The following is a 23,770-nucleotide window of genomic DNA, read 5'->3' as shown; positions in this document are numbered from 1 at the left end:
AGACAGCTCATGTCGCTCGAACTTTATCTTGCATATTGCGCGGCTTGCGTCGTGCTCGTGATCGTCCCTGGCCCGACCGTCACGCTGATTGTGGCGAACTCCCTCACGCACGGAACGCGCGCCGGATTGATCAATGTCGCGGGCACTCAGCTGGCGCTCGCCGTGATGATCGGCGTCGTCGCGGTCGGCCTCGGCGCGATGGTCGCTACGATGGGCTGGTGGTTCAACTGGCTGAAGCTCGCGGGCGCGGCGTATCTCGTCTGGATCGGCATCAAGATGCTGCGCTCAACCGGGCAAATCGGTCTGCCGGGAGCAACCTCACGCCCGAAGAGTTTCTTCTGGCAGGGCTTCTTCGTGCTGCTGGCAAACCCGAAAGTGCTGCTGCTGTTCGGCGCTTTCATCCCTCAATTCGTCGACGTCTCGCAGCCGTATTTCATGCAGGTCGTCTTCCTCGGCCTCACCTTCATGGCGATCGCGACCGTGTTCGACACGGCCTACGCGTTTCTCGCCGGCGGCGCCGGCAAGATGCTCTCCGCGCAGCGCGTGCGCTTGATCTCGCGTTTGTCGGGATTGTCGCTGATCGGCGGCGGCGTGTGGCTCGCGCTTATCCGGACGCGCTAACGCTCCTTGTCGAAGTAGCGTTTGTGCACGGCGCGAATTGTGTCGGTGAGTTCGGTCACCGGACCTTCGACCGGCACATTCGGCGCGACGTCTTGAATCGGAATCGCCTTCACGGGACCGGGCTGGATACCCCACTCGGCGAGCCAGCCACGATGCTGCGCCGACGACGCAACGTAAACGATGCGGCCGAGACCCACCCAACCATGCGCCGCCGAGCACATCGCGCAATGTTCGCCTGACGTGTAGACAGTCGCGGCGGAACGCGCCTGCGGCGTCATGTTGTTAGCCGCCCAACGCGCGAGCGCAAATTCTGGATGCTGCGTGTTGTCGCCGCCGCCCGTGCGGTTGCGATCTTCCTGCAGGACTCTGCCTTCCGCCGAGACCAAGACGGAGCCGAATGGCTTGTCGCCGGCGTCGAGCGACTCCTCCGCAAGCGCGATACAACGCTTCAGGTGAATGAGATCGGTTTCGCTGACCATTCGTGACCTCTTACGCGACAAGTTTCGCGGCTTCGCGTCCGGCGGTGCGGCCGGAGAACAAGCAGCCGCCGACGAACGTCCCTTCAAGCGCGCGATATCCGTGCATGCCGCCGAAGCCGGACACTTCGCCGGCCGCGAAGACGTTGCCGATCGGTGTTCCGTCCGACTTCAGCACGCGCGCGGATAAATCCGTATGCAGTCCGCCGAGCGTCTTCCGCGTGACGATGTTGAGCCGCACCGCTATCAGCGGGCCGTTGGCGGGATCGAGGATTTTATGCGGCGGCGCCGTACGGATCAGCTTATCGCCGATGTAGTTGCGGGCGTTGCGGATCGCCGCGACCTGCAGGTCTTTGCCGTAGGCGTTGTCGATCTGCAGATCGCGCGCGCGGATCTCGCGTTCGATCGCGGCGGCGTCGAGAAGATTGTCGCCCGATAGCGCATTCATCCGGCGGACGAGATTTCCAATGTCGTTGGCGACGATGAAGTCTTCGCCCTTGTCCATGAACGCCTGGACTGGCGGCGGCACGCCCTTCGTTGCGCGTTTGATCACTTGCCGCCAGCTCCCGCTCGTCAGATCCGCATTCTGCTCGGAGCCCGACAGGGCGAATTCCTTCGCGATGATCTTTTTGGTGAGGATGAACCACGTGTAGTCATAGCCCGTCTTCATGATGTGTTCGAGGGTGCCGAGCGTATCGAAGCCGGGGAAGAGCGGCGCCGGCAGACGATTGCCGCGCGCATCGAACCACAGCGACGACGGTCCCGGCAGAATGCGAATGCCGTGTTTCGGCCAGATCGGATTCCAGTTCGTTATTCCTTCGACGTAGTGCCACATGCGATCGCGATTGATGATCGCGCCACCGGCTTTTTCCGTGATGCCGAGCATGCGACCATCGACATGAGCCGGCACGCCGCTGATCATCTTCGCGGGCGGTTTGCCAAGACGCTCCGGCCAGTTCTGCCGGACGAGATCGTGATTGCCGCCGATGCCGCCGGACGTCACGATCACGGCCTGCGCCGTAAGTTTGAAATCGCCGACGGCGACGCGTGAGCTTGCTTCGCCGCGACCGACATTCGACGGTTCGAGAATTTCGCCCGCGATGCCAGTCACGGTCCCGCCTTCGACGACGAGCTCGTTGACGCGATGGCGAAATTTCAGCGTGATGAGACCGCGTTCCGCATACGTACGCGCGCGCGCCATGAACGGCGACACGATGCCGGTGCCGGTGCCCCACGGAATGTGGAAGCGCGGCACAGAATTGCCGTGCCCGAAGCCGCCGTAGCCGCCGCGTTCGGCCCAGCCGACGATCGGAAACAGTTTAACGCCGCGTTCGAGAATCCACGCACGCTTTTCGCCGGCGGCGAATTGAACGTAAGCCTCGGCCCACTTGCGCGGCCATTCGTCTTCGGGCCGATCGAAGCCGGCCGTGCCCATCCAATCGGCAAGCGCAAGGTCGTACGAGTCGCGAATGCGCAGACGGCGCTGCTCGGGACTGTTGACGAGAAACAAGCCGCCGAGCGACCACCACGCTTGGCCGCCGAACGACGCTTCCGGCTCCTGGTCGACTATGATGATGCGCTTGCCGGCTTCGGCGAGTTCGCAGGCAGCGACGAGGCCCGAGAGCCCGCTGCCCACTACGATGACGTCCGCGTCGCTCAAGGCGCGCCTCCCGAGGCATTGTTCTCGCGAGAGAGTTCCTCAGTTCCGGAGCGCACGCAAGCCGCGTTAGGCCTTCACGCGCGCGATGAACTTATCGAAGGCCGCAAGCTGCTGCTTGATGAAGTCGCGCGTGGTCTCGTCGTGCAGGCCCTTCTCGGCATCGAGCTTGGTCTGCGCCGCACCGACGAAGACTTCCGGCTTGTTGAACGTCAGCGCGTCAAGGAACACGAGGATCTGCCGCAAGTGATACTGCACGCGGGCGCCGCCGAGCGGTCCGCCCGATGCGGACTGGATCGCCACCGGCTTGTTGACGAATGGCTGGTCTTTGAGACGCGACACCCAATCGAGCGCATTCTTCAGGCCGCCCGGGACCGAGTAATTGTATTCCGGCGTAACGATGATGACGCCGTCCGCCTTGCGGATCGCAGCTGCCAGCGCTTCGACATCGGACGGGAATCCAGTCCCGTTCTGGATGTCGGCGTTATAGACCGGGAACTTCTCCCACGATGGCGCGTCAGTGATCTTCATCCCGTCCGGTGCGAGAGCCGGCAATGCGTTGGCAAGCATTCGGTTGAACGAGCCTTTGCGCACGCTGCCGCAGATCGTGATCACGTTGGTCATCGGATATCCGTCTAGTTTCTAATTCGGGGTGAGCGCGTTAGCCTAAGAGTGCGACGCGCAAAACGCAAAAGCAGGGACGATGATCGATATCGCGAGCGGACATCCGAAAATCGACGGCTATCTCGATACGCAATACGAGAGCGTGCGCGGAATGTCGTCACGTTTTGCCGCAGCGATCTGCGGGCACGTTGTCCGCCGGCAGAGCGAGCAAGGCATCGTCGGCGATATCGCCGAAATTGGAACTTTCGAGGGACGTTTTTTCATCGCGCTGGCGCTCGGCCTTGCGGACGGCGAGCACGCGCTTGGCATAGACCTCTTCGATTGGCCGAATGCCGGTGTGCTGCCACGTATGCTCAAGCACTGCGAACGCGGCGGTTTATCATCAGATCGCTTCACGGCGTGGAAGGCCCACAGCGGCAAAATGTCGGTTGCTGAATTTCGCGCGAAGTTGAAGCAGCCGCAGGTGCGCTTCTTCCACATCGACGGCGAGCATGCCTACGACAGCCTGTCGAAAGATCTCGAACTCGCGCATGCCGTGATGCATCCGCAAGGCGTCATCGCGCTCGACGACATGCTGCATCCCGGCTATCCGACGCTGATCACAGCGGTGATCGACTATCTTAAGCGGTATCCCGAAATGGTCGTGATGTGTATCGTCGACCGACAGGATATCGTTGCGGCAGCGAAGTTTCTCATCTGCCGCAACGATGCGGTCGCGCTCTACGAGCAAGATCTGATGACGACATTCGCCCGCTTCCACTTCATCTCTGGCGCCGACATGCTTGGGCATTTCACGCTCGTGCTAACGCCGCAGCTCGGCAACGTCGACGTCGGCTGGGACGACCCGGCGTAAACGTCAGAGGTGCCGCGTTTCCGCCGGCGGATTCCACCAATTGTTGTTGCGGCCGTCGCAATAGGTCACGGGCGCCGCGATCAGCTCTTCGGGCGTCACGTCGTTCAGAGTCGCCAGAACGACCGAGACATATGCGCCGCCGATTTCCGGAATCTCGCCGTGGCCATGCGTCTTGATCCCGCACGTCCTGCAGAAGCGATGATGAGCGGCGTCCGATCGCGAATAGTCCGCAAGATTGTCTTCGCCGGCGGTGAGACGGAAGGCGTCCGGCTTGATGCCGATGCCCCAATTCCGGCTTTTCGTGCAGATCGTGCAGTTGCACCGGCTCGTGCCTGCCGAAAGATCGAGATCGGCCTCGTAGGTGACCGCGCCGCAATGGCAGCTACCGTGAAAAGTCTTCAGCATCGGGAAATCCTCGCCCCTGGTTTCAATATCTTTCTCCTAGTGACATCCTGCTGACAACATGGTGTCAGCAGGATGCTGCCAGAGTGCCGTCATGTTGAGCTTGGGAGTTTCGCCATGAGACGTGCCGATCGCCTCTTCCAGATTATTCAAATCCTGCGCCGCAGCCGTCAACCGGTTACCGCCGACGCGGTGGCGGCGGAACTCGAAACGTCGAAACGGACGGTTTATCGCGATATTTCAACGTTGATCGGCCAACGCGTGCCGATCCGCGGTGAGGCCGGTATCGGCTATGTGCTTGATAACGGCTTCGATCTCCCGCCGCTAATGCTGACACCGGACGAAATCGAAGCTGCCGTTTTGGGCGCTCAGTGGGTCATGAACCGCGGCGATCCGGTGCTGGCGCGTGCCGCGCGGGACCTTGTCGCCAAAATCGGCGCGGCCGTGCCTGAAAGACTCCGCCAGTTCGTGCTCGAGCCCGCCAGCGCGGCAAGCCCGGCCTGGAATATGGCGGCCGATGCGTTGGATATGTCCTCGCTTCGTGCCTCGATCCGGGCCGGACAAAAGATCGACCTGCGCTATGTCGACGCCGAGGGACGCGAGAGCATGCGCCGCGTTTGGCCGGTCACGATCGGCTATTTTGACCAGGTCCGTACGGTGATTGGCTGGTGTGAATTGCGTCAGGATTTCCGCAGCTTCCGCACCGACCGCGTGCGTGGTGCCGAATTCCTCACCGAACGCTACCCGGAACGGCCGGCCGTCCTGCGGGCACGCTGGCGGAAGCACCATGAAGAGGAGCAGGCGCGCATCCAGCAAGGCCATGCAGCGGCTGCCGCTGGCGCAAAAGTCACACGTGTGGCCTAATCTCTCGGTACACGGCGATTCCGCATGACCGTTAGGTTTTGAGCGGTAAGGATGCGCCGTTGAGGGAGGGATTGCGAGCGAATCGGTGGCTCGCCTGCGCTTCACGCGCGGGCCAATATGTTGGCCTCACGCTGCAGTCCACGAAGAGGATCATGCGTTTTCGACGTTTATCAATCGCGGCTGTGTTGATCGCCGCTACGGGTTCGGCCGCGCTGGCTCAGGAACCACCACCAGGCACGCAGCGCCTCGAGCGCCGTGAAGTCTGCACGGGTGAACTCGTCTCCGGCAACGATCCGGATGGCTCGTGGATCGGTGCGCGTTGCTTGCTGCCGGCCGGCAGCAATGTCGAGAAGGCCGTTCAGCGCGCCTGCAAGCCGAAGGCGGTCTGTCGCGTCGACGCGGTTGTGCGCGCCGAACCGGGCCGCGTCGTCGTTCACCGCGTGATCAAGGTCGAACAGGTGCAGGCGCCCGCGTCCGAAGCTGCGATCCCGACCGAACCGCACGGCCGCCGTCTTGGAAAGCTGATCGATGGCGTCTATGCGCCGGCACAGTCCGGCTGCAACAGCCGCCATCGTCCCGCTGATCGTGTGTCGATCCTGCTCGACGTTGCGGAGCCGACCGTGCAGTTTCTCGCGCAGTTCTGCGCCGTCATGGTGGCGAAAGGCAGCGATCCGACGGAGAAAACGCTGCGCTCGACGCTCGAAGTTCGTTGCGGGCCGGAAGCGTCCGAAGAGCAAATGCGAAAGGGCAAAACGGGCCGCAAGACCGACATCGTGCTCAGCCGCTCCGAGGGACAACAACTTGCGATCGACGGTGTGCCGTATATGGCCTGTCCGATTACGCAGCAGTCGACGCCGGAATGGTGGATCAAACGCCACCCGGTGCATCAAGGGAAAATCCCGCAGTGACCCTGACACTGCGAGACTATGCTGCAGGCGATGCCGCTACCATCGATCGCCTCGCGGTTGCAGCTTTCGATCAGTACTCGGGCGAGTTCAACGACTGGAAGACGATGAAAGCGCGGCTTGGCGCGACATCGAAGCTCGCCGGCGTTTCGCAGTTCATCATCGCGGAACAGGACGGCACGGCCGTCGGTATGGTCGGCTACCTGCCACCCTTCGCGCCGAAGCTTGAGCACTTCCGCGCCGAATGGCCGCTGGTGCGCACGCTTTCGGTTGATCCGGCAGCGCGCGGCCACGGCGTCGGCCACACGCTGATGGAAGAGTGCGTCGCGCGCGCAAAGCGCGATAAAGCGAAGGAACTCGCGCTGCACACGAGCCCGATCATGAAAGTCGCGCTCGCGATGTATGAGCGCATGGGCTTCCGCCGCTACAGCGACGCACCGCCGATCTTCGGCGTGCCTTACGGCATTTATCTCAAGCCGCTGACCTGACTATCTCGCAGTGTTCATTGCGCCTTGATGCTGGGCCAGTGACCGTCCGCTTTTTTGACGTAGCCCGGAATGTCCTTGCGCCACGTCGCCTGCACGTCGGCGCTGTAATTCAGATACAGCTTGCCCTTCACGATCGTGAATGCGGCCGGATCGATCGGCGCTTTGTAGCCGCGCGATGTCCCGTAAGCGCAGAAGCCGCCGTATTGCGGGGCATATTTCGCCGGATCCTTGGCGAACAGATCGCGGTTCTCGGCCGAAACGAATCTGAAGACGGCGCCGCCGTAGATGAAAGAATGCTCGGCTGATCCCTTGGCCGGCCGTTGCTCACGGAAATAGCTAACCGGGTCATGCCCCGCGATAGCCAAGCCTCCGTCGACGTTGAACTCGGACGCCTGCAGCGGCTGTGTCAGCAAAAATGCATGCAAGGCGAACGAACCTGCGAAAGTCCATCCCATCAACGTGCCCATCATATTTCGCGCTCCAAACACCAGTCTTGAAGCCCTTACGCGTCAATACCGCCTTTCGTTACGGGGCCGACTGTCAGCATGCCCTGTGAGTCTCGGGGAAAACTCAGCGACTCGGGCGCACCCGCGCTATATCTCATCGCATGCGCTTCCCGCCCCAATTCCTCGATGACATCCGGGCGCGGCTTCCGGTGTCGGAAGTCGTGGCGAAGCGCGTGCAGCTCAAGAAGCAAGGCCGCGAGTGGCGCGGGCTCTCTCCCTTCAACAAGGAGAAGACGCCGTCCTTCTACGTCAACGACCAGAAGGGATTTTATCACGACTTCTCGTCGGGAAAGCACGGCGACATCTTCGGCTTCGTGATGGACACCGAAGGCCTCACCTTCCCGGAGGCCGTCGAGCGGCTCGCCGGCATAGCGGGCCTGCCGATGCCCGTGATGACACGCGAGGCGGTCGAGCAAGCCGAGAAGCGCAAGACGCTGCACGACGTCATGGAGCTCGCGGCAAAGTTCTTTCAAGATCAACTCGCGGGACGCGCCGGCGCGCATGCACGCGGCTATCTGGCGGACCGCTCGCTGGATGCACCGACGCAGCAGAAATTCCGCATCGGCTATGCGCCGAATGAACGCTTCGCGTTGAAGGAAGCCCTTGGCGCACAGGGCATTCCGGTCGGCGACATGATCGAGACCGGACTACTGATCGCGGGCGACGACATTCCGGTGCCGTATGATCGCTTTCGCGATCGCGTGATGTTTCCGATCACGGATATTCGCGGACGCGTCATCGCATTCGGCGGACGCGCGCTGCAGAAAGATGTGCCGGCCAAATATCTCAACTCGCCGGAGACGACGCTCTTCCACAAGGGCGCGACGCTCTACAACATCGCGGCCGCGCGCCAGGCAGCGCATCAGGGCGAGCCGATCGTCGTCGCGGAAGGCTACGTCGACGTCATCGCGCTGGTCGGCGCCGGCTTCCGTGCCTCCGTCGCGCCGCTCGGCACGGCGATGACCGAGGATCAACTCGCGCTGATGTGGAAGATGGCGGACGAGCCGATCATCTGCCTCGACGGCGACTCGGCCGGCCGCAAGGCAGCGTACCGCGCCGTTGACCTCGCAATGCCAAAACTGCTCGCCGGCAAGTCTTTGCGCTTCGCCAGTCTGCCGGCTGGACAGGATCCGGACGACCTCGTTCGCTCCGGCGGCGCGGAGGCTTTGCGCGAGGTCATTCGCAACGCGATGCCGCTCGCCGAGATGTTGTGGGTTCGTGAGACCGAGCATGGCGGCTTCGACACACCGGAGCGGCGGGCCGCGCTCGAGGCCAGGCTCGGGGCGATCATCAACACGATCGCCGACCAGACGGTGCGTAAATACTACAGGGACGATCTATCCACGCGCGTCCGTTCCCTTTTCGGCTCCGCACCACCTCGCGGCATGGGCGGCGGCCAATTCAACCGCCAGCAAGATTGGCGCACGTCGCTTCGCCGGCAGCAGCAAAGCCTCAATTTCCGCGGGGGGAAACAAAATGGGCGCCCCGGCGGCTTCGGCGAGCCCGCACCGACCGCCCCAAGCCCCCTACTCACCCGTAGCCGGGTCGTAACGCGAGCCGCGCTACCGCCGCGCGAGGCGCTGCTTCTCGTTACGGCACTCAACCACCCCTGGCTGCTCGAACACCACGCCGAGGAACTCGCCGACCTTGAATTCCGGCATGCGGACGGTGACCGGTTACGCCACGCGCTTTTGGACGCTGTCGCAGGCCATACACACGCCCCGGTGGAGCCCGAAATTCTCCGTCAAGCCGTGATCGAATCGGGTCTCGGTGATATCCTGACGAGGATCGAAAAAGGTCTCACCCACACGTCAGATTGGCCTGCCCGCCCCGGGGCCGGAAATGACGACGTGATTCAGTGGTGGAACCACGTGATCGCCTTGCATCACAAGGACAGAACGCTACATAAGGAACTCAACGAAGCCGAGCGCACATACGGCAATATGCCGACGGAAGAGAATTGGCGCTGGCTGCAAGATGTTCTCGAGCGTCGCGCGGCGCTGGAGGGCAGTGAAGCCACCATCGAGGATTTCGGCGCCTCTTCGGGGCGACGGCCACAAGGCAATCTCTGAGTGCCTGTTTCTCCGAGAGCCTTAGGTCCGATGGGCGGAAATCCGAAAGTGCGCGCAGACGGCGTTATGGTTAAGCGGCACGTAACGCCTGGTGTGCGATATTTCGGGTGGATCGGCCGGTGCGCCTTCGGCGTCTGGGCTGGTTTCGAGGGGTGATGTGTGGGCGGCGCTTGCTTCCAGCAAGGCGCTGCCTTTTTCGGTTTCCGGCCGGCGGCGTTGTCGCACGTGCCGTTCTAAGAGGGTAATGGCGATCCGCATGGCAGCACCGCAACGTAAAACTCCGGCCAAGGCACCTGCAAAACCGGCAGCCGCGAAGGCCGCCGCCGTCAAGGCTAAGGCAGGGACACCGGGCAAGGACGAGGCGACCGAAAAGGACGCCGCCACCGATACGCCGACAACCGATTCGCCGTTGCTCGATCTTTCGGACGCCGCCGTCCGCAAGATGATCAAGCTCGCCAAGAAGCGCGGCTATGTCACGCACGAGCAGATCAACGCCGTGATGCCGTCCGAGGAAGTCACCTCGGACCAAATCGAAGACGTCTTCGCGATGCTCAACGAGATGGGCATCAACGTTGTCGAGAACGAAGAAACCGACGCGGACGACGATGACGACGACGATGAGGATGAGGGCGGCGATCTCGTCGAGGCCGCGCCGAAAGCCATCGCGGTTGCCGAGAAGAAAGAGCCGAGCGAGCGCACCGACGATCCGGTGCGCATGTATCTGCGTGAGATGGGCTCTGTCGAGCTTCTGTCGCGTGAAGGCGAAATCGCGATCGCAAAGCGCATCGAGGCTGGCCGCGAGGCGATGATCGCAGGTCTCTGCGAAAGCCCGCTGACGTTCCAAGCCATCATCATCTGGCGCGATGAACTCAACGAGAACAAGATTTTCCTGCGCGACATTATCGATCTCGAGGCCACCTATGCGGGCCCCGATGCGAAGAATGCTGCGCCGTCCGGTGAGGGCGACGACGCTCCGCCGATCGCGCCGCCGGTGACGCCGCCGCAGCCCGCGCAATTCCGCAACACGACCGCGCGCGCACAGGCCGCCGCCGAAGAAGCGCCGGAAGGTCTCGAAGGCGCCAACCTGTCGGACGGCGACGAAGAGGACGATTTCGAGAATTCGCTCTCGCTCGCCGCGATCGAAGCCGAGATCAAGCCGAAGGTGCTCGAGAGCTTCGACACCGTCGCGTCGACCTACAAGAAGCTGCGCCGCCTGCAGGAGCAGGACATCGCGAACCGCTTACAGAACGACAAGCTGTCGCCGAACCAAGAGCGCAACTACCGCAAGTTCAAGGACGAGCTGATCACCGAGGTGAAGTCGCTTCGCCTCAACCAAGCGCGTATCGACGCGCTGGTCGCGCAGCTCTACGACATCAATCGCAAGCTCGTCTCGCACGAGGGCAAGCTGATGCGCCTCGCCGAGAGCCATGGCGTCACGCGCGAAGACTTCCTGAAGAACTATCAGGGCTCGGAGCTGAATCCGCAATGGCTCAATCGCGTCTCGAAGCTTTCGGCCAAGGGCTGGAAGAATTTCGTCGCGAAGGACAAGGACAAGATCAAGACGATGCGCGGCGAGATTCAATCGCTCGCGTCGCTGACCGGCCTCGAGATCGTCGAGTTCCGCAAGCTCGTGCACATGGTGCAGAAGGGTGAGCGCGAAGCCCGTCAGGCGAAGAAGGAAATGGTCGAGGCGAACCTGCGTCTCGTCATCTCGATCGCCAAGAAGTACACGAATCGCGGCCTGCAGTTCCTCGATCTCATTCAGGAAGGCAACATCGGCCTGATGAAGGCGGTCGATAAGTTTGAGTATCGCCGCGGCTACAAGTTCTCGACCTACGCGACGTGGTGGATTCGCCAAGCGATAACCCGCTCCATCGCCGACCAGGCACGCACGATCCGCATCCCGGTGCATATGATCGAGACGATCAACAAGATCGTCCGCACGTCGCGCCAGATGCTGCACGAGATCGGCCGCGAGCCGACGCCGGAAGAGCTTGCTGAAAAGCTCGGCATGCCGCTCGAGAAGGTGCGCAAGGTTCTCAAGATCGCCAAAGAGCCAATCTCGCTCGAAACGCCGATCGGCGACGAGGAAGATTCGCATCTCGGCGATTTCATCGAAGACAAGAACGCGATCCTGCCGATCGACGCGGCGATCCAGTCGAATCTGCGCGAGACGACAACGCGCGTTCTCGCATCGCTCACGCCGCGCGAAGAGCGCGTGCTGCGCATGCGTTTCGGTATCGGCATGAACACCGACCACACGCTGGAAGAAGTCGGCCAGCAGTTCTCGGTGACGCGCGAGCGTATTCGTCAGATCGAGGCGAAGGCGCTGCGCAAGCTCAAGCACCCGTCGCGCAGCCGCAAGCTGCGGTCGTTCTTGGATAACTGAGCAAGCTCAATTCACTTGCAGCAAATGGCCCGCACCGTGCGGGCCATTTGTTTTGTAGCCCTGTCACTCACGCGCAGTACTGAAGTCCCATGATTCGTCTCGATACCGTCGGCAAACAGAACGGCAAGCAGATCCTTTTCATCGAAGCGTCGGCGGCGTTGAACAAGGGCGAAAAGGTCGGGCTCGTCGGCCCGAACGGCGCCGGCAAAACCACCCTCTTCCGCCTCATCACGGGCGAGGAGCAGCCGGACGAAGGCCAGGTGATCGTCGAGCGCGGCGTGACGATCGGCTATTTCAGTCAGGACGTCGGCGAAATGGAAGGCCGCTCTGCCGCCGCCGAGGTGATGGACGGCGCGGGCCCGGTCAGCGAGATCGCGGCGGAGCTGAAAGAACTCGAAGCCGCGATGGCCGACCCGGATCGCGCCGACGAGATGGACGACATCATCATTCGCTACGGCGATGTGCAGGGCCGCTTCGAAGAGCTCGGCGGTTACGCACTCGAAGGGCGCGCGCGCGAAGTACTCTCGGGTCTCGGCTTTTCCCAAGAGATGATGGACGGCGACGTCGGCAAACTCTCGGGCGGCTGGAAGATGCGCGTCGCGCTCGCGCGCATTCTGCTCATGCAACCGGACGTCATGCTGCTCGACGAGCCCTCGAACCATCTCGATATCGAGAGCCTCATCTGGCTCGAAAGCTTCCTCAAGGGTTACGAGGGTGCGCTGTTGATGACATCGCACGATCGCGCCTTCATGAACCGCATCGTCGGCAAGGTCGTCGAGATCGACGCCGGCTCGCTGACGACCTATTCGGGCGACTATGAATTCTACGAGCGTCAGCGTCTCCTCAACGAGGCGCAGCAGCAGGCGCAGTTCGAGCGCCAGCAGGCGATGCTTGCAAAAGAGATCAAGTTCATCGAGCGCTTTAAGGCGCGCGCCTCGCACGCCGCGCAGGTGCAGAGCCGCGTGAAGAAGCTCGACAAGATCGAGCGCGTCGAGCCGCCGCGGCGGCGGCAGACGGTGGCGTTCGATTTCCCGCCGGCGCCGCGCTCCGGCGAGGATGTCGCGTCACTCAAGAACGTGTCGAAGCAATACGGCGCGCGCACGATCTACGACGACTTTACGTTCTCGATCCGCCGGCGCGAGCGCTGGTGCGTGATGGGCGTCAACGGCGCCGGCAAATCGACGCTGCTCAAGCTCATCGCGGGCGCGGCCGATCCGGACGGCGGCACGGTCGCGGTCGGCGGCAGCGTGAAGATGGGCTACTTCGCGCAGCACGCGATGGAGCTGCTCGACGGCGAGCGCACCGTGTTCGAGGTGCTGGAAGACAAATTTCCGCTGGCGGGTCAGGGCTCGCTGCGCGCGCTCGCGGGCTGCTTCGGTTTTTCGGGCGACGATGTCGAGAAGCGTTGCCGCGTGCTGTCGGGCGGCGAGAAGGCGCGCCTCGTGATGGCGATGATGCTGTTCGACCCGCCGAATTTCCTGGTGCTCGACGAGCCGACCAACCATCTCGACATTGCGACGAAGGAGATGCTGATCGAGGCGCTCGCCGATTACGAAGGCACGATGCTCTTTGTCTCGCACGATCGCCACTTCCTCGCCGCGCTGTCGAACCGCGTGCTGGAGCTGACGCCGGACGGCGTCCACCAATACGGCGGCGGCTATACGGAATATGTGGCGCGCACCGGGCAGGAAGCCCCGGGGTTGAGGGACTAGTTCAAAGCCGCTGCAGCAGAGCAGAAGATCTGCTACACTCCCTCCCAACGCGCCCCGATAAGCGCGGTCCGAAAGGGAGCCCGACATGCATCGTCTCGCCGCAGCGCTTGGCGCCGCAACGCTCGCACTCATGACCATCATCCCCGATGCCGAGGCGCAGAATTATCCGGCGCCGAAATCCGCCGCGCACGTGCTGCGCGACTTCAAATTCCACACCGGCGAGACGCTGCCCGAACTCACGATGGCGTATGTCACGATCGGCGAGCCGAGCGGGCAGCCCGTGCTCGTGCTGCACGGCTCCGGCGGCTCGGCGCAGAACATGCTGACGCCGGCCTTCGCCGGGCAGATGTTCGGACCCGGTCAGCCGCTCGATGCGCAGAAGTATTTCATCATCATTCCGGACTCGGTAGGGCACGGGAAATCGTCAAAGCCGTCGGACGGAATGAAGACGAGATTCCCGCGCTACAACTACGCCGACATGGTGTCGGCGCAGCATCGCCTCGTCACCGAAGGACTCGGCCTGAAGCGGCTGCGGCTCATCATCGGCAATTCGATGGGCGGCATGCATGCGTGGCTATGGGCGACGCAGCATCCGAATAGCGCAGACGCGATCGTGCCGATGGCCTCGCAGCCGACAGCGATGGCGGCGCGCAACTGGATCCTGCGGCGGATGATGATTGAGACCATCCGCAACGATCCGGAGTATCAAGACGGCAACTACACGGCGCAGCCGCGCATGATGAAATACGCGATCGCGGCGTATGGCCTGGCGAGCGCGGGCGGCACGCTCGCGTATCAGAGCCAAGCCCCGACCGCGAAGGCGGCGGACGATCTCGTCGACGCGCGGCTCAAAGCGGCGCTGCCGGTCGACGCCAACGATTTCCTCTACGCGTGGGGCTCGTCACAGGATTACGACGCGTCGGCCGGGATGGAGAAAATCACGGCGGCGATCCTGGTGGTCAACGCGGCGGACGATGAGCGCAATCCACCGGAGACCGGCCTGACCGAGGCGGCCGTCAAGCGCATCAAGAACGCGAAGCTGCTGGTCATCCCACCGAGCGCGGAGACGACCGGGCATCTCACCACCGGCAATGCAAAATGGTACGCCGACGCGCTGGCGGAGTTGCTGGCGAAGACGCCCGCGAAGGGGATGTGATCGCAGGCGACCGCGTGTACCATTGACCGCAACCCGAACTTCCGCGACTTTCCCGGCCATGCGCAAAACAATATTGGCTCTCACGAGCATCTTCGCCCTCGCCGCCCTCACGCCCGCCAACGCGGCGCGCTGCGGCGGCGACTTCTCCACCTTCGTCGCCGAGATCTCGCGCGAGGCCGCCGCTCAAGGCGTCTCGCAATCGACGCTGTCGAGCGCCTTCGCGGGTGTGACGCACGATCCGGCCGTGATGGCGTTCGATCGCCGCCAGCGCGGCACCTTCCGCAAGACGTTCGAACAATATGCGGCGACGCGCGTCGGCCCGGCGCGCGTCAAACGCGCCCGCACGCTGATGCAGCGCAACGGCGCGCTGCTCGCGCGCGTCGAGCAGCGCTTCGGCGTGCCGAAAGAACTCGTGATGGCGATCTGGACGATGGAGACCGACAACGGCGGCGACATGGGCAAGCTGCCGGTCATCCGCACGCTGGCAACGCTGGCACACGATTGCCGCCGCACGGATCTGTTCCAGGGCGAGCTTATCGCGGCGCTGAAGATCGTGCAGCGCGGCGACCTGCCGCTGTCGGAGCTGAAGGGCGCGTATGCGGGAGAGATCGGACAGACGCAGTTCCTACCGTCGTCCTACATCAAGTACGGCGTCGACTTCGACGGCAACGGCCATGTCGACCTGCGCCGCTCGGCGCCGGACGTGCTCGCCTCGACGGCGAATCTGTTGAAGACCAACGGCTGGCAGCCCGGTCAGCCGTTCGGCCTCGGCACGCGGAATTTCGAAGTGATGCGCGAATGGAATCGCTCGGAAGTCTATCGCCGCACGCTGCACTACTTCGCCGAACAGCTGCGCTGAGATAACGACACCCACAAACGTCATGGCCCGCTTCATGCGGGCCATCCACGTCTTGCTTTATTGTTTGAAAAAGTAAGCCGTGGATGGCCCGGACAAGCCGGGCCATGACGACCTATTGCTTACTCCGTCGGCGCGCTCTCGACGTCACCACCGGCGTTCTCGCGCGGGCCGTTGCGACGGCGGCGGCGGCGATGCAGCGGGAAACGATCCGCGCCGCCTTCGTGCCCGTTGGCACCGTTGGCGTCGACCGGAACGTCCGGCTGCGGCGCGCTCGCCGGGATGCCGCCGGTCACGAATGCCGGGAGCTGTTCGAGCGCTGCGTCGTCCTGCGGCTGGATGCGCGGCTGTTCTTCATTGCCGCGGAAAGGCTGCGGACCGCGGTCGCGCGACTGGAAGCGGTCGCGGTTGTTGTCGCGGTTATCGCGGTGGCGGCGGTGGTCGCCGCGATTGTCTCGGTTATCCCGATGGCCGCGGTTGTTGTCGCGGTTATCACGATTGTCGCCGCCGTGGTCGCGCTGTTCGCGCGGCTGGAACTCGCCGCGGAATTCCTGCGGCTGCGAGTAAGGCTCGCGCGTCGCATACGGCTCATTCTCGCCCGGCTCGTCCTCGCCATCGTCGTAGCTGCCCTGGCCCTCGCCGAAATTCGGCTGCTGCTGGCGGAACTGCTCGTTCACGGCCGCAATGACGCGGAAATAGTGCTCGGCGTGCTGGTAGTAGCTTTCGGCGCCGACCGGATCGCCCGAGGACGAGGCGTCGCGCGCCAGCTGGAGATATTTCTCGGCCACGTGGTGGGCAGTACCGCGCACCTTCACGTCCGGGCCATTCGATTCGTAGACTCGCGTCAGCGGGTTCTGGCCCTTGCGGTTGCGGCCGCGCATACGCTTGTTGTTGTTCTGATGACCGTTTCTCATGGGTATCGCTTCATAACCCTCTGGTTAGTGACCGTTATGCCCGGCCAAACTCTCTGCGCGGCCCAAGCTTGGACGCGACGGCAGGCCATGCGGCCACGCCGAGAGCGTTGCAAACAAAGGGCTTGAGTCAGTCACGATTGCGCAAAGCCATCCAAACGCGCGGTCTCGCCGCGGCTGTGCAAACTCCCACGCCGCAGCCTTCACTTGCAGACTGCGCGTAGCTTCAGATGCGTTTTCCGGATCAGGCGGACGTGGCGGCCATTGGCACGGTCATCGTCTGCTGGTTCCGCCTTTTGAGGTCCTGCGGGTTATCGCGGTCTCTCGTGCGGTCCTGTCACGGGCTTATCTGGAACTCAACCTAGCCGTTCTCGGGGCTTTCTCCAAGCGGTTTTTTCGCGATGCGGCACGCCGCCCCCACGCCTAATTCCTTTGCAGAATCAGAGCCCGAGGGTTGCCGCCAAGGTCGCGAACGGCCGGGCGGACCAGGGTAAGGCCGTGGCCCGCGAAAACGGCAGCGACCGCTGATTCTTGGGTAGCGCCGATCTCCAACGCGACGACCGCTCCGGGCTTCAGGACCCGCGTCACGTCCACCGCGATGGCGCGGTAAGCGTCCAGGCCGTCCGCGCCGCCGTCGAGCGCGAGGATCGGTTCGTGTCGCACCTCCGGCTCAAGCCGCGCGATTTCGGCGGTCCCGATATAGGGCGGGTTCGACACGACGAGATCGACGCGTTGATTCCCAAGAGCCGCCGTAAAGCTCGCGCGAATAAAACGCGCGCGTGTCGCAAGATTGAGCCGGCGCGCATTGCCGCGCGCGACGTCGAGCGCGGCGGCGCTGATGTCGACGCCGACGCCGAAGGCATCGCGGCGCTCGTGCAGCAGGGAGCAGAGAATTGCTCCAGTGCCGGTGCCGAGATCGGCGATGATGGGAGATGCGCGGTCCGCGATGGCGGTGAGCGCGGCTTCAACGAGCGTCTCGGTGTCGGGACGCGGCACCAGCGTGTCGCGCGTCACGCGAAACGGAAGAGACCAGAATTCTTGCTCGCCGAGAATGACCGCGACGGATTCGCGCGCGAGTCGCCGCGCAGCGTCGCGCGACAACGCTTCAGCTTCGATGATGGTCAGTTCGCGCGTGGCATCGCTCAACAATCCGGTGCGATCCACACCAAGCCTCGCCTGTAACAAAAAGCGAGCGTCGAGCATCGCCGTGTCGATCCCGGCATCCCGAAAGGCTTGCGATAAAAGCTGCTCGGCGCGCGCGACCGTCGCGCCGGCCGAGAGGATCACGCCTGTTCCTCGGCGAGCAACGCGGCTTGATGCTCGGTGATCAGCGCCTCGACAACCTCGCCGAGCGCCGGGCCTTCCATGATGTCCGGCAGCTTGTAGAGCGTCAGGTTGATGCGGTGGTCGGTCAGCCGCCCTTGCGGGAAGTTGTAGGTGCGGATGCGTTCCGAACGGTCGCCGGAGCCGACCTGGCCGCGCCGATTGGCGGCGCGTTCGGCGTCTTTGCGCTGGCGCTCTTCGTCGTAGAGCTTGGTGCGCAGCATCTGCATCGCCTTGGCCTTGTTGGCGTGCTGCGAGCGGCCTTCCTGCACGACGATCGCGATGCCGGTCGGAATGTGCGTCACGCGCACGGCCGATTCGGTTTTGTTGACGTGCTGGCCGCCAGCGCCCTGCGAGCGCATCGTGTCGATGCGGAGATCTACATCGTTGATGACGATGTCGACGTCCTCGGCCTCCGGAAGCACCGCGACGGTCGCGGCCGAGGTGTGAACGCGTCCTTGAGTTTCCGTCTGCGGCACGCGTTGCACGCGGTGAACGCCAGACTCAAATTTTAGCTTGGCGTAAGCGCCCGCGCCGCGCACTTCGGCGATGATTTCCTTAAAGCCACCGACGGTTCCTTCACTCGACGCGACAACCTCAACCTTCCAGCCGAGCGAAGCCGCATAGCGGTCGTACATGCGGAACAGATCGCCGGCGAAAATCGACGCCTCGTCGCCGCCGGTGCCGGCGCGAATTTCGAGCACGACGTTGCGCTCGTCCATCGCGTCCTTCGGCAGCAGCGCGGTGCGCAGCTGCTTCTCGACCTCTTCGAGTTTTTCGCGCGCGCCAGGCAGTTCCGCCTGCGCGAGCGAGCGCATCTCGGCATCGGAGTCTTCCAGCATTTCTTCGAGGCCTGCGACCTCGGCGAGTTGCGCGCGGTAGTTGTTGGCGGTCTCGACCACCGGAGACAATTCGGCATGCTCGCGCGATAACTTCACGAAAGTCTCGCGGTCCGGCGTGCCCGAGAGTTCGTTCTCGATCATCTTGTGACGGATGATCAGTGCATCGATTTTCTGTGGCTGCAGCATCGTTAGAACGTCAATCCGGCTTCCGCGGCGAAGGCCGCGAGTTCCTCGCGGACAGAAATTTTCGGCGCGTGGTTGTCGAGCAGATCGTCCATCAGGCGCGTCGCGGCGCCGGCATCGAGTTCGAGCAGCATGCTCTTCACGGGGCCGACAGCGGACGGCGACAGCGACAGCGCGCGGAAGCCGAGCGCAACGAGCGCGAGCGCGCCGATCGGTTTCGAGCCCAGTTCGCCGCACAAGGTGACCGGCTTGTCATAGGCATGAGCCTTGCGGACGATGTTGCGCAGCGCGCGCAGCACCGGCACCGAGATCGCGTCGAAGCGATCGGCGACGAAATTGTTGCCGCGATCCGCCGCGTACAAAAACTGCACGAGGTCGTTCGATCCCACCGAGACAAAGTCGGCCCGCTGGAACAACTCGTCGAGTTGGAACAAAAGCGCCGGCACTTCGACCATCGCGCCGACGTCGATGCGCTCAGGCAGCGTATGGCCATGGCGGCGCAAGTAGGTGAGTTCGCCTTCGAGCAGCGCTTTTGCGGCGTCGAATTCGTCGATGGCGGAGACCATCGGGAACATCATCTTGAGCGAGCGCCCGGAGGCCGCACGCAAAAGCGCGCGCATCTGGCTGCGCAGAAGGCCGGGCCGATCAAGCCCGAGGCGGATCGCGCGCCAGCCGAGCGCCGGGTTTTCTTCCTCGACGACGCGCATATACGGCAGCACCTTGTCGCCGCCGACATCGAGCGTGCGGAAAGTGACGGGCCTATCGCCCGCGGCGTCGAGCACCGCCTGATAGAGCCGATACTGTTCGGCGGTGCGCGGAAAAGCCGCCGCCACCATGAATTGGAGTTCGGTGCGAAAGAGACCGATGCCGGCAGCACCCGTTTCCTGAATGTGCGGCAGATCGACCAGCAGGCCGGCGTTGAGGTGAAGCTGAACTTCTTCGCCGTCGCGCGTCACGCAAGGCTTGTCGCGTAGCGCCGCGTATTGCGCCTGACGGCGCGCGCGGAAGCGCGCCTTCTCGGCATAAGCGCTTTCGATGTCGGCGGCGGGGCGAACTTGCACCTCGCCGGATTGCCCGTCGACGATGATCGCATCGCCCGGATCGACTAGGCCGGTCGCGTTCTCGACGTTACCGACCGCAGCAATGCCGAGCGCACGCGCCACGATGGTGACATGCGCGGTCGCGCCGCCCTCTTCCAACACTAAGCCGCGCAGACGAGAGCGATCGTAGTCCAGCAATGCTGCCGGGCCCATCGTGCGGGCAACCAGGATCGCGTTCTCGGGCAGCGCGTCTTTCGCCGGAGCATGCTCGGCACCGACGAGCTTCCGCATCAGCCGGTTGGCGAGATCGTCGAGATCGTGCAGACGCTCGCGAAGATACGGATCGGTCTGGCGCATCATGCGCGCGCGCGTGTCGGATTCGACGCGCTCGACCGCCGCTTCTGCGGTGAGGCCGGTCATCACGGCCTCCTGCATCTTCTTTAGCCAACCGCGATCGTGCGCGAACATGCGGAAGGTCTCGAGCACGTCGCGATGTTCGCCGTCCGCGACATCGCCGCGCGAAAGCATGACATCGAGTTCGTCTCGCAGCGTCTCGACCGCGGTGTCGAGGCGTTTCATTTCCTTCTGCACGTCGTCCGCGATGTAGTTGCGGATAACGACGCGCGGCTCATGCAACACGACGTGACCGAGTGCGATGCCGTCCGAAAGCGGAACGCCGGTGACCTGCAGCGGCCGCCGCGCGGCAGGCTCGGCGCCCGGGCGCGCCAGCGCCGAGAGTTCGCCGGAGGCGATCATCTCGGCGAGCACCATCGCGGTGGTCTGCAGCGCCTCGACCTCTTCTTCCGAATAGGTCCGGTGCGCGCGGTTCTGCACCACCATCACGCCGAGCGTATTGCCGGCACGCAGAATCGGGACGCCGAGGAAGGCGTGATAAATTTCTTCGCCGGTTTCCGGACGAAATGAGAATGACGGATGCGATTGCGCATCCGATAGATTGATCGCTTCCGCCTCGCGCGCGACGAGGCCGACGAGGCCTTCGTCGGAACCGAGCACGGTCAAGTGGACGGCTTCCGGATTTAGACCTTGCGTGGCGTACAGCTCGAGCATGCCGTCGACGCGCAACACATAGACGGAGCAAACCTCCGCCACCATGTTGGCAGCGATCAGCACGACGATCTTGTCGAGGCGTTCCTGCGCGCTGACCGGCTCCGCCATAACTTCGCGGAGGCGGCGGAGCAGCACGCGAGGGCCGCCGAGCGCGCCACGCATTGCAAGGTCCTTATGGGCGATGAGGCCGACCCCGGCGGGTCTCTCCTGCCCAACAATAAAATAGAGCGCTTTGCGCTCTAAGGTTAGCCAACCCTGTTACGAACAGGAGGAATTCGCAGGAATATTATCGTCCCGGCGCATCCCTTCGGGCCGTATAGCGATGCACCCCGAGCGCCGCAAGCCTCACGGCAGCTACCACGCGTAACTCGCCGAGATTCGCGCACAGGCGAGGCGGAATGCTTCTGTTTGCGTCACCATCGCGTAGATATCGCGCACAGTTTTTAGATTGGAAGCACTCGAAAACTCTGCCGTGCCATCGAGGCTACCGAGGAGGTTCGCGACGATTCCATCAAACGCCGCCTTGTTCGCAGGTGCGAGAAGCTGCGCTTCGGTCAGATGCGCGGTGAGAAGATCGAACATCTGCGCCGAATCGAGCAGCGGAGCGCGTGTCATCACGCCACCAGCCAACCGGCGCGCGAGCGCGTGGTCCGGATGGGATGCGTCCGAGTCCGCGCCCTTAAACATCCCGACCTGCGTGTAGTCGTTGAAGTTGGCGGGTGACTGGGCGAGACGCGCGGAGAGGTGCGATGCCTCGTCGGCAACATAATAACGATTGAGGCTATCGAAGAGGGCAAAGCGATAGCCGTTGTTCAGCAGGATCGGCTCCCACTCGGCGAAGCTTTCTTCCTGCGTCACCGGTGCCAGCGCTTCGGCGAGAACGACCTTCGGCCGGTATTTCGTCCAGTCGTTGCCTCCGAGCACATCTTTCTCGGCGCCCTCAACGTCGACCTTGAGAAAATCAATCTCTGCCGGCGCATGCGCGGCGCAAAGTACCGCCAGCGTCGTCATCGGGACCGAGCGGACATGCGCGGCTTTCTCGAAATTGTCGCGCACCAAGTCCGCGTTGCTCGCGACCGTGGTCGAGAATCCGTGGAACTCCTCGACCTGATAATAGGCCGCCTCGCCCACGCTGGCGCCGACGACGCATTCCTGCTGCGTATCGCGCTGGCGCGCCACACGCGATAGTCGCGCGAGCTTCGGGTTCGGCTCAACCGTAATGCCGCGCCAACCTGCGAGATAGAATAGGAACGAGACGTTATCGATGACCGGATGGCCGGCGCCGACGTCGATATAGAAACCGCTCGGCTGATCGCCGAAGCAGCGCATCAGGTGGATGTCTTCGAAACGCTGGCCGTAGGCAATCCGCTTCGTCATGGCATCCTCTGCAGCATCGGCGCCGGATGCCCGGCCACTCAGGCTTTATCGAGCCCGTAGAGCGAATGCAGTGTGCGCACTGCGAGTTCCGTATAGGCTTCGTCGATCAGCACCGAGAACTTGATTTCGGAGGTCGTGATCGCGCGAAGGTTGATGCCCTTCTCGGACAAAGCTTTAAACGCGCTCGACGCGACGCCCGCGTGACTGCGCATGCCGATGCCGATCACGGAGATTTTTGCGACATCGGTCGCGCCATCGACGCTCTCGTAGCCGATGCTCTTCTTGGACGCTTCCAGCACCTCGCTGGCGCGGGCGTAGTCGGCGGACGGAACCGTGAAGGTGATGTCGGTCGTCTTCCCGTCGGACGAGACGTTCTGCACGATCATATCGACGTTGATCGACGCATCGGCAAGCGGGCCGAAGACGGCGGCGGCGACGCCGGGCTTGTCGGCGACACGGCGCAGCGAAATCTGCGCTTCGTCTTTCGAGAAGGCGATGCCGGTGACGGTCTGCTGTTCCACGATCTCGTCCTCGTTACAAATCAATGTGCCGGGCGGGTTGTTCGACAACGGGTCGATGTCTTCCGGCTTGTCGAAGCTGGAGCGCACGAAGATGCGCACATTGTGCACCATGCCGACTTCGACCGAGCGCACCTGCAGCACCTTGGCGCCGAGCGACGCGAGTTCGAGCATTTCTTCGAACGCGACCTTGTCGAGCCGCTTCGCCTTGGGCACCACGCGCGGATCGGTCGTGTAGACGCCGTCGACGTCCGTATAGATGTCGCAGCGATCTGCCTTGATCGCCGCCGCAATCGCTACCGCCGACGTATCGGAGCCGCCGCGACCCAGCGTCGAAATGCGGCCCGTCTCTTTCACGACGCCTTGGAAGCCGGAGATCACCGCGACCTCACCGCGCTCCTTGAAGCGCTTGATGAGTTCGTCGCCGTTGATGTCGGCGATGCGCGCCGAGCCGTGCGCGTTCGACGTATAGATCGGAAGCTGCCAGCCCTGCCACGAGCGCGCGGTCACGCCCATGTCTTCGAGCGTCATCGCAAGCAGGCCGGATGTGATCTGCTCACCGGCCGCAACCACCGTGTCGTATTCACGCGCGTCGTGCAGGGGCGCGGCCTCGCGGCACCACCCGACCATCTCGTTGGTCTTCCCCGACATGGCGGAGACGACGACCGCGACCTCGTGCCCGGCGTCGACCTCGCGTTTGACGTGACGCGCCACATTCTTGATGCGGGTCACGTCAGCGACGGAGGTGCCGCCGAATTTCATCACGATACGGGCCATGGGCGCGAAAAACTGAAGATTCTCATGAATGGGAAGCGGCCGTTACGGGCCGCGCCGGGTCTATAGCGGGGGCAGGCCCGGGGGGCAACCTCAAGCGGCCCGGACGGTTATCGGACCCGGAATATTTTCACGTCTCGGGGCCGCGCGCTT

General features: G+C 63.3%; 21 protein-coding genes. 10 read left to right on the top strand and 11 right to left on the bottom strand.

Features of this window, described 5'->3' with window-relative positions; genetic code table 11:
* Window positions 1–9 precede the first annotated feature (9 nt).
* Window positions 10–621: a LysE family translocator gene (locus GJW30_RS05125; protein ID WP_096352512.1), complete on the top strand. Its 612-nt coding sequence runs from the start codon at window positions 10–12 to the stop codon at window positions 619–621.
* On the opposite strand, the gene GJW30_RS05120 is transcribed toward GJW30_RS05125, so the two are convergent.
* The 3 genes from GJW30_RS05120 to GJW30_RS05110 all read right to left on the bottom strand — a co-directional run bounded on the left by GJW30_RS05120 (window position 618) and on the right by GJW30_RS05110 (window position 3,378).
* On the bottom strand, window positions 618–1,100 hold the full coding sequence (locus tag GJW30_RS05120; protein ID WP_096352509.1) for a nucleoside deaminase: 483 nt from the start codon (window positions 1,098–1,100) through the stop codon (window positions 618–620). The two genes, GJW30_RS05125 and GJW30_RS05120, sit on opposite strands and share 4 nt — an antisense overlap.
* A 10-nt stretch (window positions 1,101–1,110) precedes the next feature.
* Window positions 1,111–2,757, bottom strand: a complete 1,647-nt coding sequence (locus tag GJW30_RS05115; RefSeq protein WP_096352506.1) for an FAD-binding dehydrogenase — start codon at window positions 2,755–2,757, stop codon at window positions 1,111–1,113.
* A gap of 66 nt (window positions 2,758–2,823) precedes the next feature.
* Entirely contained in the window at window positions 2,824–3,378 is a 555-nt protein-coding gene (locus tag GJW30_RS05110) for an NADPH-dependent FMN reductase (protein WP_096352503.1), read from the bottom strand.
* 79 nt (window positions 3,379–3,457) lie between these two features.
* On the opposite strand from GJW30_RS05110, the gene GJW30_RS05105 reads away from it, so the two are divergent.
* Window positions 3,458–4,231 carry a class I SAM-dependent methyltransferase gene (locus GJW30_RS05105; RefSeq protein WP_096352500.1) on the top strand — a complete coding sequence of 258 codons (774 nt, stop codon included), beginning with the start codon at window positions 3,458–3,460 and terminating at the stop codon, window positions 4,229–4,231.
* 3 nt (window positions 4,232–4,234) lie between these two features.
* Here the strand turns inward: GJW30_RS05105 and GJW30_RS05100 are convergent, their stop codons facing one another.
* Complete coding sequence (locus GJW30_RS05100) at window positions 4,235–4,636, bottom strand: GFA family protein (RefSeq protein WP_096352493.1); 402 nt, start codon at window positions 4,634–4,636, stop codon at window positions 4,235–4,237.
* A 114-nt stretch (window positions 4,637–4,750) separates the two neighbouring features.
* On the opposite strand from GJW30_RS05100, the gene GJW30_RS05095 reads away from it, so the two are divergent.
* The 3 genes from GJW30_RS05095 (at window position 4,751) to GJW30_RS05085 (ending at window position 6,890) form a co-directional block, all read left to right on the top strand.
* Window positions 4,751–5,497 (top strand): helix-turn-helix transcriptional regulator, encoded by a 747-nt coding sequence (locus GJW30_RS05095; protein ID WP_096352490.1) that lies wholly within the window; start codon window positions 4,751–4,753, stop codon window positions 5,495–5,497.
* A 152-nt stretch (window positions 5,498–5,649) separates the two neighbouring features.
* Window positions 5,650–6,405 carry a hypothetical protein gene (locus GJW30_RS05090; RefSeq protein ID WP_130364757.1) on the top strand — a complete coding sequence of 252 codons (756 nt, stop codon included), beginning with the start codon at window positions 5,650–5,652 and terminating at the stop codon, window positions 6,403–6,405.
* The gene (locus GJW30_RS05085; RefSeq protein WP_157746692.1) at window positions 6,402–6,890 is read left to right on the top strand and encodes a GNAT family N-acetyltransferase; all 489 of its coding nucleotides are present in this window, start codon (window positions 6,402–6,404) and stop codon (window positions 6,888–6,890) included. The genes GJW30_RS05090 and GJW30_RS05085 overlap by 4 nt, the downstream gene beginning before the upstream one ends.
* Before the next feature lie 14 nt (window positions 6,891–6,904).
* Here the strand turns inward: GJW30_RS05085 and GJW30_RS05080 are convergent, their stop codons facing one another.
* On the bottom strand, window positions 6,905–7,360 hold the full coding sequence (locus GJW30_RS05080) for a YHS domain-containing (seleno)protein (protein ID WP_096352482.1): 456 nt from the start codon (window positions 7,358–7,360) through the stop codon (window positions 6,905–6,907).
* A gap of 137 nt (window positions 7,361–7,497) precedes the next feature.
* On the opposite strand from GJW30_RS05080, the gene dnaG reads away from it, so the two are divergent.
* The 5 genes from dnaG to GJW30_RS05055 all read left to right on the top strand — a co-directional run bounded on the left by dnaG (window position 7,498) and on the right by GJW30_RS05055 (window position 15,584).
* A complete protein-coding gene (gene dnaG / locus GJW30_RS05075) occupies window positions 7,498–9,468 on the top strand; it encodes a DNA primase (RefSeq protein WP_096352479.1) in 1,971 nt (656 codons plus the stop codon).
* A 256-nt stretch (window positions 9,469–9,724) separates the two neighbouring features.
* Entirely contained in the window at window positions 9,725–11,857 is a 2,133-nt protein-coding gene (gene rpoD, locus GJW30_RS05070) for an RNA polymerase sigma factor RpoD (protein WP_096358664.1), read from the top strand.
* A gap of 89 nt (window positions 11,858–11,946) precedes the next feature.
* Entirely contained in the window at window positions 11,947–13,569 is a 1,623-nt protein-coding gene (locus GJW30_RS05065; RefSeq protein WP_096352476.1) for an ABC-F family ATP-binding cassette domain-containing protein, read from the top strand.
* Between the two features lie 85 nt (window positions 13,570–13,654).
* Window positions 13,655–14,725 carry an alpha/beta fold hydrolase gene (locus GJW30_RS05060; RefSeq protein WP_096352473.1) on the top strand — a complete coding sequence of 357 codons (1,071 nt, stop codon included), beginning with the start codon at window positions 13,655–13,657 and terminating at the stop codon, window positions 14,723–14,725.
* Window positions 14,726–14,783: 58 nt separating this feature from the next.
* Complete coding sequence (locus GJW30_RS05055) at window positions 14,784–15,584, top strand: lytic murein transglycosylase (protein WP_096352470.1); 801 nt, start codon at window positions 14,784–14,786, stop codon at window positions 15,582–15,584.
* Between the two features lie 119 nt (window positions 15,585–15,703).
* Here the strand turns inward: GJW30_RS05055 and GJW30_RS05050 are convergent, their stop codons facing one another.
* From GJW30_RS05050 to GJW30_RS05025, 6 genes are all read right to left on the bottom strand, one after another.
* A complete protein-coding gene (locus GJW30_RS05050) occupies window positions 15,704–16,495 on the bottom strand; it encodes a DUF4167 domain-containing protein (protein ID WP_096352467.1) in 792 nt (263 codons plus the stop codon).
* 420 nt (window positions 16,496–16,915) lie between these two features.
* A complete protein-coding gene (prmC, locus tag GJW30_RS05045; RefSeq protein ID WP_245408662.1) occupies window positions 16,916–17,779 on the bottom strand; it encodes a peptide chain release factor N(5)-glutamine methyltransferase in 864 nt (287 codons plus the stop codon).
* Window positions 17,776–18,843, bottom strand: coding sequence for a peptide chain release factor 1 (gene prfA, locus GJW30_RS05040; RefSeq protein WP_096352464.1), 1,068 nt, complete (start codon window positions 18,841–18,843; stop codon window positions 17,776–17,778). Before prfA ends, prmC begins: the two co-directional genes overlap by 4 nt.
* A 2-nt stretch (window positions 18,844–18,845) precedes the next feature.
* On the bottom strand, window positions 18,846–21,110 hold the full coding sequence (gene ptsP, locus GJW30_RS05035) for a phosphoenolpyruvate--protein phosphotransferase (protein WP_096352461.1): 2,265 nt from the start codon (window positions 21,108–21,110) through the stop codon (window positions 18,846–18,848).
* A 192-nt stretch (window positions 21,111–21,302) separates the two neighbouring features.
* Window positions 21,303–22,325: an FkbM family methyltransferase gene (locus GJW30_RS05030; protein WP_096352458.1), complete on the bottom strand. Its 1,023-nt coding sequence runs from the start codon at window positions 22,323–22,325 to the stop codon at window positions 21,303–21,305.
* 38 nt (window positions 22,326–22,363) lie between these two features.
* Window positions 22,364–23,620 (bottom strand): aspartate kinase, encoded by a 1,257-nt coding sequence (locus tag GJW30_RS05025; protein ID WP_096352455.1) that lies wholly within the window; start codon window positions 23,618–23,620, stop codon window positions 22,364–22,366.
* Window positions 23,621–23,770: the final 150 nt, after the last annotated feature.

Source organism: Variibacter gotjawalensis, from assembly GCF_002355335.1.
GTDB lineage: Bacteria > Pseudomonadota > Alphaproteobacteria > Rhizobiales > Xanthobacteraceae > Variibacter > Variibacter gotjawalensis.
Note: the sequence above shows the minus strand (reverse complement) of the source record. Positions and strands in the feature narration are given on the sequence as shown.

What these genes read in the sequence shown, in the direction of transcription:
- GJW30_RS05125 (WP_096352512.1), top strand. Translation starts at nt 10, where the DNA reads ATGTCGCTCGAACTTTATCTTGCATATTGCGCGGCTTGCGTCGTGCTC.
- GJW30_RS05120 (WP_096352509.1), bottom strand. Translation starts at nt 1,100, where the DNA reads ATGGTCAGCGAAACCGATCTCATTCACCTGAAGCGTTGTATCGCGCTT.
- GJW30_RS05110 (WP_096352503.1), bottom strand. Translation starts at nt 3,378, where the DNA reads ATGACCAACGTGATCACGATCTGCGGCAGCGTGCGCAAAGGCTCGTTC.
- GJW30_RS05105 (WP_096352500.1), top strand. Translation starts at nt 3,458, where the DNA reads ATGATCGATATCGCGAGCGGACATCCGAAAATCGACGGCTATCTCGAT.
- GJW30_RS05100 (WP_096352493.1), bottom strand. Translation starts at nt 4,636, where the DNA reads ATGCTGAAGACTTTTCACGGTAGCTGCCATTGCGGCGCGGTCACCTAC.
- GJW30_RS05095 (WP_096352490.1), top strand. Translation starts at nt 4,751, where the DNA reads ATGAGACGTGCCGATCGCCTCTTCCAGATTATTCAAATCCTGCGCCGC.
- GJW30_RS05090 (WP_130364757.1), top strand. Translation starts at nt 5,650, where the DNA reads ATGCGTTTTCGACGTTTATCAATCGCGGCTGTGTTGATCGCCGCTACG.
- GJW30_RS05080 (WP_096352482.1), bottom strand. Translation starts at nt 7,360, where the DNA reads ATGATGGGCACGTTGATGGGATGGACTTTCGCAGGTTCGTTCGCCTTG.
- dnaG (WP_096352479.1), top strand. Translation starts at nt 7,498, where the DNA reads ATGCGCTTCCCGCCCCAATTCCTCGATGACATCCGGGCGCGGCTTCCG.
- rpoD (WP_096358664.1), top strand. Translation starts at nt 9,725, where the DNA reads ATGGCAGCACCGCAACGTAAAACTCCGGCCAAGGCACCTGCAAAACCG.
- GJW30_RS05065 (WP_096352476.1), top strand. Translation starts at nt 11,947, where the DNA reads ATGATTCGTCTCGATACCGTCGGCAAACAGAACGGCAAGCAGATCCTT.
- GJW30_RS05060 (WP_096352473.1), top strand. Translation starts at nt 13,655, where the DNA reads ATGCATCGTCTCGCCGCAGCGCTTGGCGCCGCAACGCTCGCACTCATG.
- GJW30_RS05055 (WP_096352470.1), top strand. Translation starts at nt 14,784, where the DNA reads ATGCGCAAAACAATATTGGCTCTCACGAGCATCTTCGCCCTCGCCGCC.
- GJW30_RS05050 (WP_096352467.1), bottom strand. Translation starts at nt 16,495, where the DNA reads ATGAGAAACGGTCATCAGAACAACAACAAGCGTATGCGCGGCCGCAAC.
- prfA (WP_096352464.1), bottom strand. Translation starts at nt 18,843, where the DNA reads ATGCTGCAGCCACAGAAAATCGATGCACTGATCATCCGTCACAAGATG.
- ptsP (WP_096352461.1), bottom strand. Translation starts at nt 21,110, where the DNA reads ATGCGTGGCGCGCTCGGCGGCCCTCGCGTGCTGCTCCGCCGCCTCCGC.
- GJW30_RS05030 (WP_096352458.1), bottom strand. Translation starts at nt 22,325, where the DNA reads ATGACGAAGCGGATTGCCTACGGCCAGCGTTTCGAAGACATCCACCTG.
- GJW30_RS05025 (WP_096352455.1), bottom strand. Translation starts at nt 23,620, where the DNA reads ATGGCCCGTATCGTGATGAAATTCGGCGGCACCTCCGTCGCTGACGTG.